Source organism: Janthinobacterium sp. JF4 (assembly GCF_059617925.1).
Genome location: NZ_JCAQAV010000012.1, coordinates 41891 through 56388, shown reverse-complemented (window position 1 = coordinate 56388; position 14498 = coordinate 41891). Strand labels below are relative to the sequence as shown.

At 65.3% G+C, this 14498-nt stretch carries 11 protein-coding genes; 3 read left to right on the top strand and 8 right to left on the bottom strand.

The features are described 5' to 3' along the window. Position 1: 1 nt before the first annotated feature. From AC54AF_RS12085 to AC54AF_RS12055, 7 genes are all read right to left on the bottom strand, one after another. A complete protein-coding gene (locus AC54AF_RS12085; protein ID WP_496636737.1) occupies positions 2-2428 on the bottom strand; it encodes a heavy metal translocating P-type ATPase in 2427 nt (808 codons plus the stop codon). A gap of 22 nt (positions 2429-2450) precedes the next feature. Then, complete coding sequence (locus AC54AF_RS12080) at positions 2451-3221, bottom strand: urease accessory protein UreH domain-containing protein (protein WP_131686940.1); 771 nt, start codon at positions 3219-3221, stop codon at positions 2451-2453. Between the two features lie 9 nt (positions 3222-3230). Beyond that, on the bottom strand, positions 3231-4679 hold the full coding sequence (gene hemN / locus AC54AF_RS12075) for an oxygen-independent coproporphyrinogen III oxidase (RefSeq protein ID WP_496636736.1): 1449 nt from the start codon (positions 4677-4679) through the stop codon (positions 3231-3233). Between the two features lie 24 nt (positions 4680-4703). Next, positions 4704-6371 (bottom strand): methyl-accepting chemotaxis protein, encoded by a 1668-nt coding sequence (locus AC54AF_RS12070; RefSeq protein ID WP_496636735.1) that lies wholly within the window; start codon positions 6369-6371, stop codon positions 4704-4706. Positions 6372-6566: 195 nt separating this feature from the next. Further along, the gene (locus AC54AF_RS12065; RefSeq protein ID WP_496636734.1) at positions 6567-8675 is read right to left on the bottom strand and encodes an EAL domain-containing protein; all 2109 of its coding nucleotides are present in this window, start codon (positions 8673-8675) and stop codon (positions 6567-6569) included. Positions 8676-8720: 45 nt separating this feature from the next. Then, on the bottom strand, positions 8721-9152 hold the full coding sequence (gene yiaA, locus AC54AF_RS12060) for an inner membrane protein YiaA (RefSeq protein ID WP_496636733.1): 432 nt from the start codon (positions 9150-9152) through the stop codon (positions 8721-8723). 84 nt (positions 9153-9236) lie between these two features. Continuing rightward, positions 9237-10184, bottom strand: a complete 948-nt coding sequence (locus AC54AF_RS12055; protein WP_496636732.1) for a DUF808 domain-containing protein — start codon at positions 10182-10184, stop codon at positions 9237-9239. A gap of 203 nt (positions 10185-10387) precedes the next feature. On the opposite strand from AC54AF_RS12055, the gene AC54AF_RS12050 reads away from it, so the two are divergent. The 3 genes from AC54AF_RS12050 to AC54AF_RS12040 all read left to right on the top strand — a co-directional run bounded on the left by AC54AF_RS12050 (position 10388) and on the right by AC54AF_RS12040 (position 13251). After that, positions 10388-11029: a LysE family transporter gene (locus AC54AF_RS12050; RefSeq protein ID WP_496636731.1), complete on the top strand. Its 642-nt coding sequence runs from the start codon at positions 10388-10390 to the stop codon at positions 11027-11029. 114 nt (positions 11030-11143) lie between these two features. Then, the gene (locus tag AC54AF_RS12045; RefSeq protein ID WP_496636730.1) at positions 11144-12637 is read left to right on the top strand and encodes a DUF6600 domain-containing protein; all 1494 of its coding nucleotides are present in this window, start codon (positions 11144-11146) and stop codon (positions 12635-12637) included. A 317-nt stretch (positions 12638-12954) separates the two neighbouring features. Further along, positions 12955-13251, top strand: coding sequence for a DUF493 family protein (locus AC54AF_RS12040; protein ID WP_496636729.1), 297 nt, complete (start codon positions 12955-12957; stop codon positions 13249-13251). Here the strand turns inward: AC54AF_RS12040 and AC54AF_RS12035 are convergent. Next, positions 13244-14443, bottom strand: a complete 1200-nt coding sequence (locus tag AC54AF_RS12035; RefSeq protein ID WP_496636728.1) for a multidrug effflux MFS transporter — start codon at positions 14441-14443, stop codon at positions 13244-13246. The genes AC54AF_RS12040 and AC54AF_RS12035 overlap by 8 nt on opposite strands. Positions 14444-14498: the final 55 nt, after the last annotated feature.

The following is a 14498-nucleotide window of genomic DNA, read 5'->3' as shown; positions in this document are numbered from 1 at the left end:
TTCAGGCTTTCCGCAGGCGCAGGGCGTTGGCGATGACGACCGCCGAGCTGGCAGCCATGCCGACGCCGGACAGCCAGGGGTTTAAAAAACCCAGCGCGGCGGCCGGGATGGCCGTCAGATTGTACAGGGTGGCCCAGCCCAGGTTTTCGCGGATGATGCGCATGCTGCGCGCCGCCGTTTTCGCCGTGTCGAGCACGGACACCAATTGGCTCGACAGCAGCACCGTGTCCGCATGCGCCTGCGCCAGCGCGGCGCCGGACCCCATGGCGAAGGACACGTCGGCGCCGCTCAGCACGGCAGCGTCGTTGATGCCGTCGCCGACCATCGCCACCACGGCGCCCGTCGCCTGCAGCTGCTGCACGAAGTCGAGCTTTTCATCGGGCAGGCATTCGCCGCACGCCGTGTGGATGCCCAGTTCCGTTGCCACGCTTTGCGTCAGCGCTTCCTGGTCGCCGCTGAGCAGCACGACCTGTTTGCCATGCCGCTGGAAATACGCGACCACGTCAACCGCTTCCGGGCGCAGCGCATCGCTGAGTAAAAAGCGCGTCAGCCAGCGCCCCTGCGTGCCCAGGTACAGCGGCGTCATGCCCTGCATGCCGACGGCCGTGTCGCCCAGCGGCGGCCCGGCGATGGCGGCGACAAAGGCCGCATTGCCCAGGCGGTAGCGCACGCCATTGACCACGCCTTCGAGTCCCTGGCCCTGCACTTCCTGCAACTGTTCCGCGTGCGTGTGCGGCTGCTCCTTGGCTGCTGCCAGGATCGCCTGCGCCAGCGGATGGGCGCTGCCCGCTTCCAGCGCGGCGGCCACCTGCAGGCAGTCGTCTTCCGTCATGCTGCCGAGGCCCTCGATTTGCCGCAGCACGGGACGGCCCAGGGTCAATGTCCCCGTCTTGTCGAAGACGATGTGGGTGGCGCGGTGCAGGGTTTCCAGCACGTGCGGCTGGACGATCAGCACGCCGCGCCGCAGCAGGCTGTCGGTGGCGGCCGCCAGCGCCGTCGGCGTGGCGAGAGAAAGCGCGCAGGGGCACGACACGACCAGCACGGCGATGGCCACGGGCCACGCCTGCGCCGGGTCATGCCAGCTCCAGAAGGCGAACACGGCAACGGCAAACAGCAGCAGGCCCAGCACGAACCAGGCGGCGACCTTGTCGGCCCACTGCGCGATCTGCGGCTTGCCGCTGCCGGCCCGCTCGATCAGTTTCAACAGGTCCGACAGGGTGCTTTCGCGCGCGGGTTTCAGTACGCGCAAGATGAGCGCCGCGCTGGCGTTGATCGCCCCGCCCGGCACCTGTTCTCCCGTTTGCCTGCGCTGGGCCGCGCTCTCGCCCGTCAGCAGCGATAAATCGAGCGCGCTCGTGCCTTCGACGATGACGCTGTCGGCGGCGATCGCTTCGCCCGGTTTGACGAGAATCACGTCACCGACGGCCAGGCTGCCGGCCGGCACCATGGTGGTGGCGCGGTTGTCCGGGAAGCCCGCCATCAGCGAGGCGGAGGCGGGCAAGGCGTGCTGCAGGCGCTCGAGGGCCGAGGCGGCCTTGCGGCGCGCCTGCAGCTCGAAATAGCGGCTGCACAGCAGCAGGAAGATGAACATCGTGGCCGAGTCGTAATACACCTCGCCGCGACCCGTGAAGGTCGCCACCACGCTGCCGAAGAAGGCCGCCAGGATGCCCAGCGCCACGGGCACGTCCATGCCCAGGGTGCGCGCGCGCAGGCTGGCCCAGGCGCCCTGGAAGAATGGCATGGCCGAATAGCAGATGGCCGGCAAGGTGAGCAGCAAACTGGCCCAGCGCATCAGGCTGGCCATGTTGTCGTCCAGCGTGCCATCCTCGGCCAGGTAGGCGGGCGCCACGTACATCATCACTTGCATCATCGACAGGCCGGCGACGAACAACTGGCGGCCCAGGGTCTTGCTGGCCTTTTGCAGGCGCTCGCCATGGCGCACGGCGTCATACGGATAGGCCGTGTAGCCGACTTGCCGCACGGCTTGCAGGATGTCGCCCGGTTCGCATTCGGCGCGGCTCCAGCGCACGTACAGGCGCTCCGTGGCGACGTTCAGGCTGGCCGCCTGCACGCCGGGCAGGCGTGTTAATTGACGCTCGATCAGCCAGACGCAGGCGGCGCAGCGGATGCCTTCGACGGACAGGGTCGCTTCGCAGCTGCTGGCGTCGCGCGCGAATTGCGCGTCGTCATTGCTGTACAAACGCAGCTCGGGCGGCACCATGGTCGCATCGGCTGCATTGACGGCATATTCGTCGCGGTCGCGGTAGTAGGCGCTCTGGCCGATGTCGACGATGGTTTGCGCCACCGCTTCGCAGCCGGGGCAGCACATGGCGCGCGGCACGTCGTCGATGGTGACGTTCCAGCTCGAGCCGGCGGGGACGGGCAAGCCGCAATGGAAGCAGGCGGCAGGTTTCAGGACAGCATTCATAGGTGTGTTTTCATGCGTCTTTTCATGGATGGCCCGTGACGCACAGGGCGTCGAGCCAGCCCAGCGACACGCCATTCGCGGCACGCAGCAGGCCCAGCAAGCCAAAGCCCAGCACCAGCAAGCCGCTGGCGATGCGCACGGGACGGCGCTGCATCTGCGCGCGCAGGCGCGTGCCCAGTAAACCCATGCCCAGCAGCATGGGCAGGGTACCCAGGCCGAAGGCGGCCATGGCGGCCGCGCCGTCGAGGGCCGAACCTTGCAGCATGGCCGTCAGCAGGGCGCTGTAGACCATGCCGCACGGCACCCAGCCCCACAGGCCGCCCACGGCCAGCGCCTTCAAGGGCGTATCCATCGGCATCAGCGGTTTCAACAGGGGGCGCACGCGGCGCCAGACGACGTTGCCGGCCGCTTCCAGGTGGGCCAGGCCGCGCCAGGCATCCATCAGGTACAGACCCAGCGCGACGAGCATCAGGTTGGCCAGCCAGTAGCCGGCCACTTGCAGCGACGCCAGGTGCAGCATGCCGGCGCCCGCCAGGCTGCCGGCCATGGCGCCGGCCAGCATATAGCTGCCGATGCGTCCGCCGTTGTAGGCCAGCACGCGCAGCACGTTCGATTGCAGGGTTGTCTGCAATGCGGGGCGCGCCACGGCGATGGCGATCACGGGGCGCGTGGGCGCCGCCGGTGCACCACCACTGAGCGACAGCGCGCCGACGATGCCGCCGCACATGCCGATGCAGTGTACGCTGCCGGCCAGGCCGACCAGGAACATGGGCACGAGGCTGAGGGCATTCATCGCGCTGCGCTACACCGTTTTCGAGTAGCGCAGCGGCTGCACGGCGTCCGGCGCCGCGTTGGCGCGGGCCTGCGTCAGGTAGCGGTCGAAGACCATGCAGATATTGCGGATCAGCAAGCGCCCTTTCGGCGTCACCGTCAGCCAGTCTTCCTCGATGACGAGCAAGCCGTCACGCGCCAGTTCGCGCAGCTTTTCCAGCTCGCTGGCGAAGTAGCTGCGGAATTTCACCGGATGCGCCTGCTCGATGCTGGCGATCGACAATTCGAAATTGCACATCAGCATCTGGATGATGATACGGCGCAACAAATCGTCCGTGTCGAGCTTGATGCCGCGCGCGATCGGCAGCACGCCTTCGTCGAGCTTTTCATAGTACGCGTCGAGCGTCTTTTCATTCTGGCTGTAGACGGCGCCGACGGAACTGATGGCAGACACGCCGCAGGCGATCAGGTCCGCTTCCGCGCGCGTCGAATAGCCCTGGAAGTTGCGGTGCAAACGGCCTTGCCGCTGCGCCACGGCCAGGTCGTCCGTCGGCTTGGCGAAATGGTCCATGCCGATGTAGACATAGCCGGCGGCCGTCAGGCGCGCGATGCACAGGCCCAGCATGGCCAGCTTGGTGGCGCTGTCGGGCATGTCGGCGTCGAGGATGCGGCGCTGCGGCTTGAACAGGTGCGGCATGTGCGCGTAGTGGTACAGGGCGATGCGGTCCGGGCTGGCGGAAATCACCTTGCGCAAGGTTTCCGTCATGGTGTCCAGGCTTTGCTTGGGCAAGCCGTAGATCAGGTCGATGCTGATCGAGCGGAAACCGGCGTCGCGCGCCGCTTGCATGATGGCCACCGTTTCCGCTTCCGGCTGGATGCGGTTGACGGCTTTCTGCACGTCGGCGTCGAAATCCTGCACGCCCAGGCTGATGCGGTTGAAGCCTTGCGCGCGCAAGGAAAACACGCGCTCGCGCGACACGGTGCGCGGGTCGATCTCGATCGAATACTCGCCGTCTTCATCGGCAGCGAACTCGAAATGCTGGCGCAGGTGCGCCATCAGTTCGTCCATCTGCTTTTCGCTCAGGTAAGTGGGCGTGCCGCCGCCGAAATGCAGCTGCTCGATCTGGTTCATGCCGGCAAACAGCTTGCCCTGCATGGCGATTTCCTGTTTCAGGTAGCTGAGGTAGGTGGCGGCCTTGCTGCGGTCTTTCGTGATGATCTTGTTGCAGGCGCAGTAGTAGCACAGTGTGTCGCAGAACGGCACGTGCACGTACAGCGACAGGGGACGGCGGCCGCCGCGCATGCGCAATGCGGCCAGCGCTTCGAGGAAGTTGCCGTAGCCAAATTCCGCATTGAAACGGTCGGCGGTCGGGTAGGACGTGTAGCGCGGGCCGGACTGGCTCATCTTGCCGATGATGACCGGGTCGAATTCGACGACGGCGTCCAGGTCGGCGGAAGCACTGCTGAGTAGTGTAGGCATGGTGTGTGTAAAGTCTTGAAAGGTTTAGGCGGCCAGGCGTTTCATGGTGGGTTTGCCGGCGTTCGCGGCGCCCGCAGCGCCCGATTTGCCGCCAGGCATGGCGACGCGACGCGGTGCCGGCATCTTGCCGAAATTGAACAGGCTCACGGCTTGCGACAGGCTGGCCGCTTCTTCCGCCAGGCGCGTGGCGGCGGCGGCGGCTTCTTCCACCAGGGCCGCGTTCTGCTGCGTCACCTGGTCCATGTGGGCGATAGCCTGGTTGACCTGGTCGACGCCGATGCTTTGTTCGCGCGAAGCGATGGAAATTTCCTGCATGATGGCCGTCACCTGCTTGACCGAGCTGACCACCTGTTCCATGGTGGCGCCGGCGCGGTTCACCTGCAGCATGCCGGCGCCCACCTTGCCGACGGAAATCTCAATCAGTTGCTTGATGTCCTTGGCCGCCACGGACGAGCGCTGCGCCAGGTTGCGCACCTCGCCCGCCACCACGGCGAAGCCCCTGCCCTGCTCGCCGGCGCGGGCCGCTTCGACGGCCGCGTTCAGGGCCAGGATGTTGGTCTGGAAGGCGATGCCTTCGATCAGGCCGATGATGTCGACGATTTTCTTCGACGAGGTGTTGATTTCGTCCATGGTGGTGATTACTTCGGCGACGATTTCGCCGCCCTGCACGGCCACTTTCGAGGCGGCCACGGCCAGTTCATTGGCCTGTACCGAATTGTCCGCGTTCTGTTTCACCGTCGAAGAGAATTCCTCGATGCTCGAGGCCGTTTCTTCCAGGCTGGCGGCCTGCGATTCCGTGCGGCCCGAGAGATCCATATTGCCGACGGCGATTTGCTTGGTGGCGACAGCCATGGTTTCCACGTTGATGCGCACGTCGCGGATGGTGGCGATCAGGTTGCTGTTCATCTGTTGCAGCGCGCGCAGCAATTGCCCCACTTCATCCGTGCTTTCCGTCTCAAAACTGCCCGACAGGTCGCCGGCGGCGATCGCCCGCGCGCCGTTCAGGGCCTTGCCCAGCGGCTTGAGCACGGACATGCGCAAGGTGTACCAGAGGAAAACGTTGATCAGGAAGCCGAACAGGGTGGCGCCGAAGATGGCGTAATTGGTGATCTTGCCGCCGCTGGCGAACAGGCTGATGACGCACACCAGCAACTGCAGGCAATTGACGATGGAGGTGGCGGCCCAGATGCGCAGGTTGAGCGACATGTGCGTCAGGTTGTGCAACAGGTGCGCCAGGCCCGGGCGCACGATCTGCCCGTTCTTGATGACGATGTTGCCGCCTTCCTTGTTGCGGATGGCCGCGTAGGCTTCCTCGGCCGCCTTGACCTGGTCTTTGTCCGCTTTCACGCGCACCGACATGTAGCCGATGGTCTTGCCCGCTTCGCGGATGGGCGTGACGTTGGCGCGCACCCAGTAAAAGTCGCCGTTCTTGCAGCGGTTCTTGACCAGGCCCGTCCACGGCGTTCCGGCCTGGATCGAGGCCCACAGGTCGGCAAACGCTTCGGCCGGCATGTCCGGGTGGCGCACGATGTTCTGGGGTGAACCGAGCAGCTCTGCCTCGCTGAAGCCGCTGACCTGGCTGAAGTACGGATTCACATACACGATATTGCCGTTCATATCCGTTTTCGACACGATGGCCTGATCGTCCAAGACGAGGACTTCACGGTTAGTCACTGGCAAATTTTGGCGCATGGTCGCGGCTTCCTGATCAGTTAAATAAGCAATTGGTGAGTAAGACTTGCACGATTGCAAGAATGGAGATCAGTGTAAGGAGTCGTCTGCGCAAATTTATTGATGTAGATCAAAATCCTCCAGATTGGTCGTGCTGGCACGCATTTAGCGATAGCAATGCGGCATTGCTTTAAAGATATCGGTTGCCGGCCGTGGCTAATCGACGCCCGCCGTCAGGGGCCGCAGGCTACCCACGGCGTAGCCTTGCGCGTAGTCGATGCCCAGTTCGCGGATGATGGTCAGGGTTTCCGCATCTTCCACGTACTCGGCCACCGTTTTCAAGCCCATCACGTGGCCCACTTCATTGATGGCCTTGACCATGGCGCGGTTGATGGCATTGGTGGCGATGTCGCGCACGAAGACGCCGTCGATCTTTAAATAGTCGACGGGCAGCGCCTTCAGGTAGCCGAACGAGGAAAAGCCGCTGCCGAAGTCGTCAAGCGAGAAGCGGCAGCCCATGGCCTTGAGCTGGCGCATGAACACTTGCGCCTTGGGCAGGTTGGCGATGACGGCCGTTTCCGTGATTTCAAAGCAGATTTGTTCGGGCGCAATTGCGAACTGCACGAACTGCCCGGTGATGTAGTCTTGCAGGCCCGTGTCGGCCAGCGACAGGCCCGACAGGTTGACGGAATACAGGGCCGGTGCGCGGCGCCGGCTTTCCGCCAGCGCGGCCAAAGGCGGCAGGCTGTCGCGCACGCTCTGGATATGGTGACAGACGGCGCGGATGACCCAGCGGTCGATGGACAGCATCATGTCGTAGCGTTCGGCGGCCGGGATGAAGGCGCCGGGCAGTATCAAATCGCCCTTGCTGTTGCGGATGCGGATCAGCACTTCGTCGTGCTGTTCCGGGCTGTCGTGCAGGTGCACGATGGGCATGGCGTACAGGCGGAAATAATCGTGCGTGAACGCTTCGTTCAGGCGTGAAATCCACAGCATTTCGCCATGCCGCTGCGCCAGCATGACGTCGGACTCCTGGTAGACATGGATGCGGTTGCGGCCCTGCTCCTTGGCCAGGTAGCAGGCCTGGTCGGCGGCGCTCAGCAGCTCGCTCATGGACTTGCTGTCCTGGTTGATTTCCACGATGCCGATGCTCACGCCCAGCTCGAAGCTGCGTTCGTCCCAGGCGAAACGGAATTCGCGCACGGACTGGCGCAGCTGGTCGCCGATCTGGCGCGCATGCTCGAGCGGACAGTGGGGCAGCAGCACGCCCAGTTCGTCGCCGCCGAGGCGCGCCAGGATGTCGCTGTCGCGCATGCGCCCCTGCAGCATCTTGGCCAGCAATTGCAGCAGCACGTCGCCGGCGCCGTGGCCGCAGGTGTCGTTGATGACCTTGAACTGGTCCAGGTCCAGGTACAGCAGCGCATGCGCGTGGCCGTCCTGCTTGGCTGTGTGCAGGGCGCCGGCCACCAGGTGTTCGAATTCGCGCCGGTTGATCAGGCCCGTCAGGGTGTCGTGCGTGGCTTGCCACGACAACTGCTGGCTCAGCTGGCGTTCGTGGCTGACGTCGCGGAATACGACGACGGCGCCGAGGATGTCGCCGTCGCGCGACCAGATGGGCGCGGCCGATTCTTCGATGGCGATGCGCCGCCCTTCGCGCGTGACCAGCTGCGAGCGGGGCGAAATGCCGATGGTCTGGCGCTGTTGCAGGCAGCGCATGGCCACGTGCTCGCGTGCTGTACCCGTGCGTTCATCGGCCAGCGGCATGGTCAGTCCGATGTCCAGGCCCTGCGCCATGTCGTTGCTCCAGCCCGTCAATTGCTCGGCCACCCGGTTCAGGTAGCGCGTCTTGCCATGCGGATCGGTGGTGATGACGCCGTCGGCGATGGAGCTGAGCGTCACCTCGGCCAGTTCCTTGCGCTCGGCGATCATCAGTTCGCGCGCCATGTGCTCGGTGATATCCCAGATCACGCCCAGGGTGCGCTCGGGGCGTCCGGCCGCATCCGTGAAGACCTGCGCCTTGGCCGACAGCCAGTGCTCGCTGCCGTCGGGCCAGACGACGCGGTATTGCAGCGCATAGCCGTCGCCGTGCCGCATGCCTTCCTGCAGCATGGCCACCACCTTGTCGCGGTCATCCGCATGCACATAGTCGAGAAAATTGCGAAACGGCTGCGTCAGGGCGCGTTCTTCCAGGCCCAGCAAGGCGGCGCCCTTGGCCGACCAGCTGACCGTGCCGTTGATGACCTGGCCATCGGCGATGCGCGAATCCCAGATCGCCATGTGCGCCGCTTCCAGCGCCATCTGTAACCGTCTCTGCAGATCGCTCATCACCGTTCCCTCGCACGCATACTTGGATAGACACGCGCCCAGCGCTTAGGTTCCCGGCGCCTCGGCCGGTGTGGCGGCCGTGGCGCGCGCCACGTCGCGCACGTTCTTTTGCACGGCCACGGCGGCGAACAGGCTGAGTAAAAACGCCATGGCATAAAACCCTTTCTCGCTGTTTTGCAGATTAGCGTTCCATAGGCCCACAGTCAATAACAGCAAGGCCAGCAGCACGGAGATCCAGCACAGGCCAAAGTAAATCCCCGTCACGGCGATGCCCTCGGCGCGGTCGCGCACGGATTTCTGCAGCGAGATGGCGGCGAACAGGCCGTACATGAGGAGCGTGAAGTAATAGCCCTTCTCGTTGAGCGCCATGCTGGCGTTCCACAGGCCGGACAGGTAAGTGATGGCGCCGATCAGCAGTGCCGCCCAGGAGGCGCCGATGAAGGCGCTGCTGGGACGTTGGATGGGGGAAGTCTGCATAGGGTCTCCATGGACAGCGGGCGCCGCCGGCATGGCCGGGGCGGCAGGCACGGATGCGCCTGCCGCCCCATCAGACCAGAAAGTCTATTTGCTTGGCTTGACCATGCGCAATAAAGCTGACACGGCCGTGACGCCGGCCAGCACCAGGCCACCGGCGATGAGGCCGGCCACTGCGTTGATCAGGCTGGGCGTGACGGCTGCCAGCACGGGGCCGATGCCGGCCATGGTGCCGATGGCTGCTTCCGCGTGGTGCAGCATGCCGCTGGCCCACGGCCAGCCGTGCGTCAAAATGCCGCCGCCCACCATGAACATGGCCAGGGTGCCCACGATGGAGAGGAATTTCATCAGTTTCGGCGCCGCCGACACGAGCATGCGGCCAAAGCCGCGCACGCCATCCATCAGCGCGCCCGCGCCCTTGCGCGCCGCCAGATAAAAGCCGGCATCATCGAGCTTGACGATGCCGGCCACCAGGCCGTACACGCCCACCGTCATGAGGAGGGCGATGCCGACGACGACGGCCACCTGCTCGGCGAAGGTGGCCGCGGCCACCGTGCCCAGCGCGATGACGATGATTTCCGCCGACAAAATGAAATCGGTGCGGATGGCGCCCTTGATCTTGTCCTTTTCCAGCGCGACGAGGTCGACGTGCGGGTCGCGCAGCGCCTGCGCCAGCTCGGCCTTGTGGCTGTCGTCCGGGTGCAGGTATTTGTGGGCGATCTTTTCGAAGCCCTCGAAGCACAGGTAGGCGCCGCCCACCATCAGCAGCGGCGTGATGGCCCACGGCGCAAACGCGCTGATGGCCAGCGCGGCGGGCACGAGGATGGCCTTGTTCTTCAGCGAACCGACGGCGACGGCCCAGACGACGGGCAGTTCGCGCTCGGCGCGCACGCCGGCCACCTGCTGCGCGTTCAGGGCCAGGTCGTCACCGAGCACGCCGGCCGTCTTCTTGGCGGCCACCTTGGTCATCAGGGAAACGTCGTCGAGGATGCTGGCGATGTCGTCAAGCAGGGCCAACAGGCTGGAGCCGGCCATCTCAGCGCGCTCCCACGGTGGTGGCAGGGCATGGCGGAGCGAGGAAAGTGTTGTTTTTCATGATGTTATTCTTGGTTGTACGGCAAGGAAAAGCACGGCTAAAGTGTCGATAAGGCGTGCATGCGATCTTACCCCAGGGATGGCCGGCAGTGCCGCACGGGCCGGAGTAAAATTGCTCTTATTCACTATTTTCTGGACGCCGCATGAGTTTTGCCACCTGGATCACCTTTGTCATCGCCGCCTCCATCATCGCCGTCTCGCCCGGCTCGGGTGCCGTACTGTCGATGTCGCATGGCCTGTCGTACGGGGTGAAAAAGGCCAGCGCGACCATTCTTGGCCTGCAGCTGGGGCTGCTGGTGGTGCTGGGCATCGCCGGTGCCGGCGTCGGGTCCTTGCTGCTGGCTTCCGAAGTGGCCTTCAATATCGTCAAGACGGTGGGCGCCTTGTACCTGATCTACCTGGGCCTGTCGCAATGGCGCGCCAAGGTGGCGGTGACGGGCGACCTGCATGCCGACGCCGTGGTGCCCTCCATGCGCCGGCGCGTGCTGACGGGTTTTTTGACCAACGTGACGAATCCGAAAGGCATCATTTTCATGGTGGCAGTGTTGCCGCAGTTCATCAGCCCTGCTGCGCCCCTGCTGCCGCAACTGCTGATCCTGGCCGTCACCATGTGCACGATCGATCAGATTGTCATGCACAGCTACGCTTTCCTCGCCTCGTCGATGCAGCGCTTTTTCCGCGATGCCAGCGCCGTGAAAAAGCAGAACCGCTTCTTTGGCGGCTTGCTGATGGCCGTCGGCGCCGCCCTGTTCTTCGTCAAGCGCGGCGGCCAGGCGGCCTCCTGAGGCGAGGTAATATGCAATCAACATGCAAACATTTGTAAGCCCGCTTGCGATGTCCGCGCTATGCGGATGTAATCGGTAGCAATCATTGTTGTCAGTCCTGCCTGGAGCGCTGCCATGCGTCCGATCCTGTCTTTCCCTTTTCTCAACACCGTATGCGCCGTGCTGCTGTCGTCGGCGTGCGCCCTGGCCCTGGCCGAAGATCCGCCCGCCCGCGTGGGCCGCATTTCCACCGTCGAAGGGCAGGTGCTGGTGCGCGCCGGTGATGGCGAAGCGCAAAACGCCCTGCTGAACTGGCCCGTCACGACGGATAACCGCTTGACCACCCAGCGCGGCGCGCTGGCGGAATGGCGCGCGGGCGCCGCCGCCGTGCGCCTCGATGGCGATTCCGAGCTGGAAGTGAGCGAGCTCGATGATGACCATTTCAAATTGCACCTCGGCTATGGCACGGTCAGCGTGCGCGTGCGCAATCCCGACGCGCTGCGCGGCTTCGAGCTGACCACGGCCCAGGCCCGCGTCATCCTGACCCAGCCGGGCTGGGTGCGCATCGAGGCGGGGCGCCAGCCGGGCACCAGCGTCGTCAGCGTGCTCGACGGCGCGGCCGATGTGGATGGCGCGACGGGCAGCGTCACCTTGCGGGCCGGCCAGCGCGCCGAGCTGACGGACGAGCAATTGCGCACGGGCGCCTTGCAGCGGATCGCCTTCGACAACTGGCCCGAAGCCTTGCCCGCCGCCGCGCCGGCCTTGCGCTATGTCACGGACGATACCACCGGCTATGAAGAGCTGGACCGCTACGGCGCCTGGCAGGAGGATGCGGAATATGGCCCCTTGTGGCTGCCCGGCACGGTGCCTGCCGGCTGGGCGCCGTACAGCGACGGGCGCTGGACGTGGATCGCGCCGTGGGGCTGGACCTGGGTCGACAATGCGCCGTGGGGCTATGCGCCCTCGCATTACGGCCGCTGGGTCTTGCTGGGCCACCGCTGGGGCTGGGCGCCGGGGCGCGAGCGCGGCCGCGTGCCCTGGGCGCCGGCGCTGGTGGGCTGGGTCGGCGGCAATCATGGACCGCAGCATGGCCAGCGCCCCGGCGTCGGCTGGTATCCGCTGTCGCCGCACGAGCGCTACATGCCCGGCTACCGCGCCAGCGCGGACTATGAACGCCGCATCAACCGCGTCGCCGAAGGGCGCCGTTCCGTGGCGGGCGAGCGCGAGCGCCGCCACCGCACCACCATGCCGCCGCCCGTGCTGCAAAGCTTGCCGTTGATCACGGAGCCTGCGCCGGCGGGCAATTGGCAGCGTCCCGTCGATGCGCCGCGTCAGCAAGATGGTTTCCGGCGCGACCGCGTCAACCGCCCCGGCCGCTTGCAGACGGACGATGGCCAGACGCACCTGGCGCCGCGTCCCATGCAGCCGAACCGGCCGCAGCAGCCGCCCGTGCCGCCCCAGCCCGTGATGCCGGCGGTGCCGGCCTTGCCACGCGTGCAAGACCCGGTGGCGCACCCCGGGTGGCGCGGCGAGCCGCAGCCCCGCGCCGAACGGCCAGCGCCGCGTGAGCGCAACAATGAGCGCGGCGGTCCCGGCCGCAATGGACGGATGCCGGAAGCGGAGCGCTGAAAGGGGCGCTGGCGCTGGCCGCCTGTCCGTCCGGTCATGGATTTTCGACGTTCAAGCCGCCAAACCGGCAGTTCGTCACATTTCAGCGGTCAAGCCCCGGTGTTTTGTCTACAGTGGCGTCATTGCAAGACAAGGCAATGCCTTCGCGGCTGACAGTACCGATTTTCCGGCTATTTTGTCCAAACGAAATAGTTTTCGCCAGCTTACAAAGCTGGCTTTTTTTTTCCGCGCCCCTGGCGCCATGGCGGCAGGCGCATGCGCTGCCAAAGTTGGCTACAATATGCCTTTGGCACTGACCGGCACTGATTGGATTCCCCATGCAAACCACCCCTCCTACCGAACACATTATTCCGCCCAGCGAATCGCTGATCGAATACCCGAGCGATTTTCCCATCAAGATCATGGGCCCGACGCATGTCGACTTCGCGCTGACCATGCTGGAACTGGTCATCAGCCACGATCCGACCTTCCACGTGGGCCGCATGGAAGAGCGTCCATCGCCGAAGGGTAACTACACGGGCTTGACCGTGACCGTGCGCGCCATCAGCCGCGAGCAGCTCGACGCCCTGTACATGGCGCTGTCGGGCCACCCGATGGTCAAGATCGTCATGTAAGGCTGGCTGCAGTCACGCTGGCCCGGCTCTTCGTGAGCAGCCAGACGACGGCAAAGGCCGCGCTGGCCGCCGCCGTCACCCACAGCAGCGGCTTTTCGCTGCCGTCCGTGATGGCGGCGATGACGGCGCCGCAAACGGCCGTGATCGCCATTTGCACGAAGAAGAACAGGCCCGAGGCGCTGCCCGCCTGGTCGCCATATGGCTGCAGCACGGCCAGCTGGCAGGCAGGAATCGCCATGCCCACCGACACCATCACCAGCAGCATGGGCGCCACCAGCGACGCCACGTGCTGCGGCGCCAGGCTGCCGGCCAGTAATAAACTGCCGGCGCCCGCCACATTGATCAGCACCGCCACGCCCAGCATATGGTCGGCGCCCAGGCGCGGTCCCAGTGCGCGGAACAGGCTCGATCCCGCCACATAGCCGCTGACTGTCAGCGCAAACACCAGCGCATACGCGTGCGGCGACAGATGCATGCCCCTTTGCAACAGCACGGACGATTCCGCGATGAAGGGGAAATACGTGCAATACACGCAGCCGATGGCCAGCGCATAGCGCAGGAAATACGCGTCGCCCAGCAGGCGGCGGTACAGCGCCAGGGTATTTCCTTGTGGTACGACGCTGGCCGGCTTGGTTTCCGGCACGTAGACGGCGATCAGTCCCAGCGACAGCGTTCCCAGCAGGCACAGCACGCCAAACACGGCGCGCCAGCCGAACGCCGCATCGAGCACGCTGCCGGCCAGCGGCGCCAGGATCGGTGACAGGCCCATCACCATCGATATTTTTCCCAGCATGCGCGCCTGCGTGGCGGGATCGAAGCGGTCGCGCACCATCACCCGGCCGATGATGGTGCCGCTGCAGCCGCCGAACGCCTGCAGCACGCGCGCGGCGATCAGCACGTGCACGTCGCTTGTGAAGGCGCAGACGATGCTGGCGAGCACATAAATGCCAGTGCCGGCCAGCAGCACGGGCCGGCGTCCGTAACGGTCGGCCAGCGGCCCGCAGGCGAGCATCGAGGCGGCCGAGCCGGCCATGAACAGGCTCAGGGTCAGTTGCAACTGGGCATCGCTGGCATGCAGGGCATCGGCCATGGCCGGCAGCGAAGGCAAATAGATGTCGATGCTGATGCGCGACAGGCAGACCAGCAGCAGCACAATGCCGCCCCAGGCCCATACAGCGAGTTGTTTCTGCATTGTTTTACACGATCTCTGCAAGTGTGCGCCCCGCTGGCGCACCGGAACGGTGAGA

Bases quoted from the DNA above. Each gene is read 5' to 3' on its own strand.
- AC54AF_RS12085 (WP_496636737.1), bottom strand. From the start codon at position 2,428: ATGAATGCTGTCCTGAAACCTGCCGCCTGCTTCCATTGCGGCTTGCCC.
- AC54AF_RS12080 (WP_131686940.1), bottom strand. From the start codon at position 3,221: ATGAATGCCCTCAGCCTCGTGCCCATGTTCCTGGTCGGCCTGGCCGGC.
- hemN (WP_496636736.1), bottom strand. From the start codon at position 4,679: ATGCCTACACTACTCAGCAGTGCTTCCGCCGACCTGGACGCCGTCGTC.
- AC54AF_RS12070 (WP_496636735.1), bottom strand. From the start codon at position 6,371: ATGCGCCAAAATTTGCCAGTGACTAACCGTGAAGTCCTCGTCTTGGAC.
- AC54AF_RS12065 (WP_496636734.1), bottom strand. From the start codon at position 8,675: ATGAGCGATCTGCAGAGACGGTTACAGATGGCGCTGGAAGCGGCGCAC.
- yiaA (WP_496636733.1), bottom strand. From the start codon at position 9,152: ATGCAGACTTCCCCCATCCAACGTCCCAGCAGCGCCTTCATCGGCGCC.
- AC54AF_RS12055 (WP_496636732.1), bottom strand. From the start codon at position 10,184: ATGGCCGGCTCCAGCCTGTTGGCCCTGCTTGACGACATCGCCAGCATC.
- AC54AF_RS12050 (WP_496636731.1), top strand. From the start codon at position 10,388: ATGAGTTTTGCCACCTGGATCACCTTTGTCATCGCCGCCTCCATCATC.
- AC54AF_RS12045 (WP_496636730.1), top strand. From the start codon at position 11,144: ATGCGTCCGATCCTGTCTTTCCCTTTTCTCAACACCGTATGCGCCGTG.
- AC54AF_RS12040 (WP_496636729.1), top strand. From the start codon at position 12,955: ATGCAAACCACCCCTCCTACCGAACACATTATTCCGCCCAGCGAATCG.
- AC54AF_RS12035 (WP_496636728.1), bottom strand. From the start codon at position 14,443: ATGCAGAAACAACTCGCTGTATGGGCCTGGGGCGGCATTGTGCTGCTG.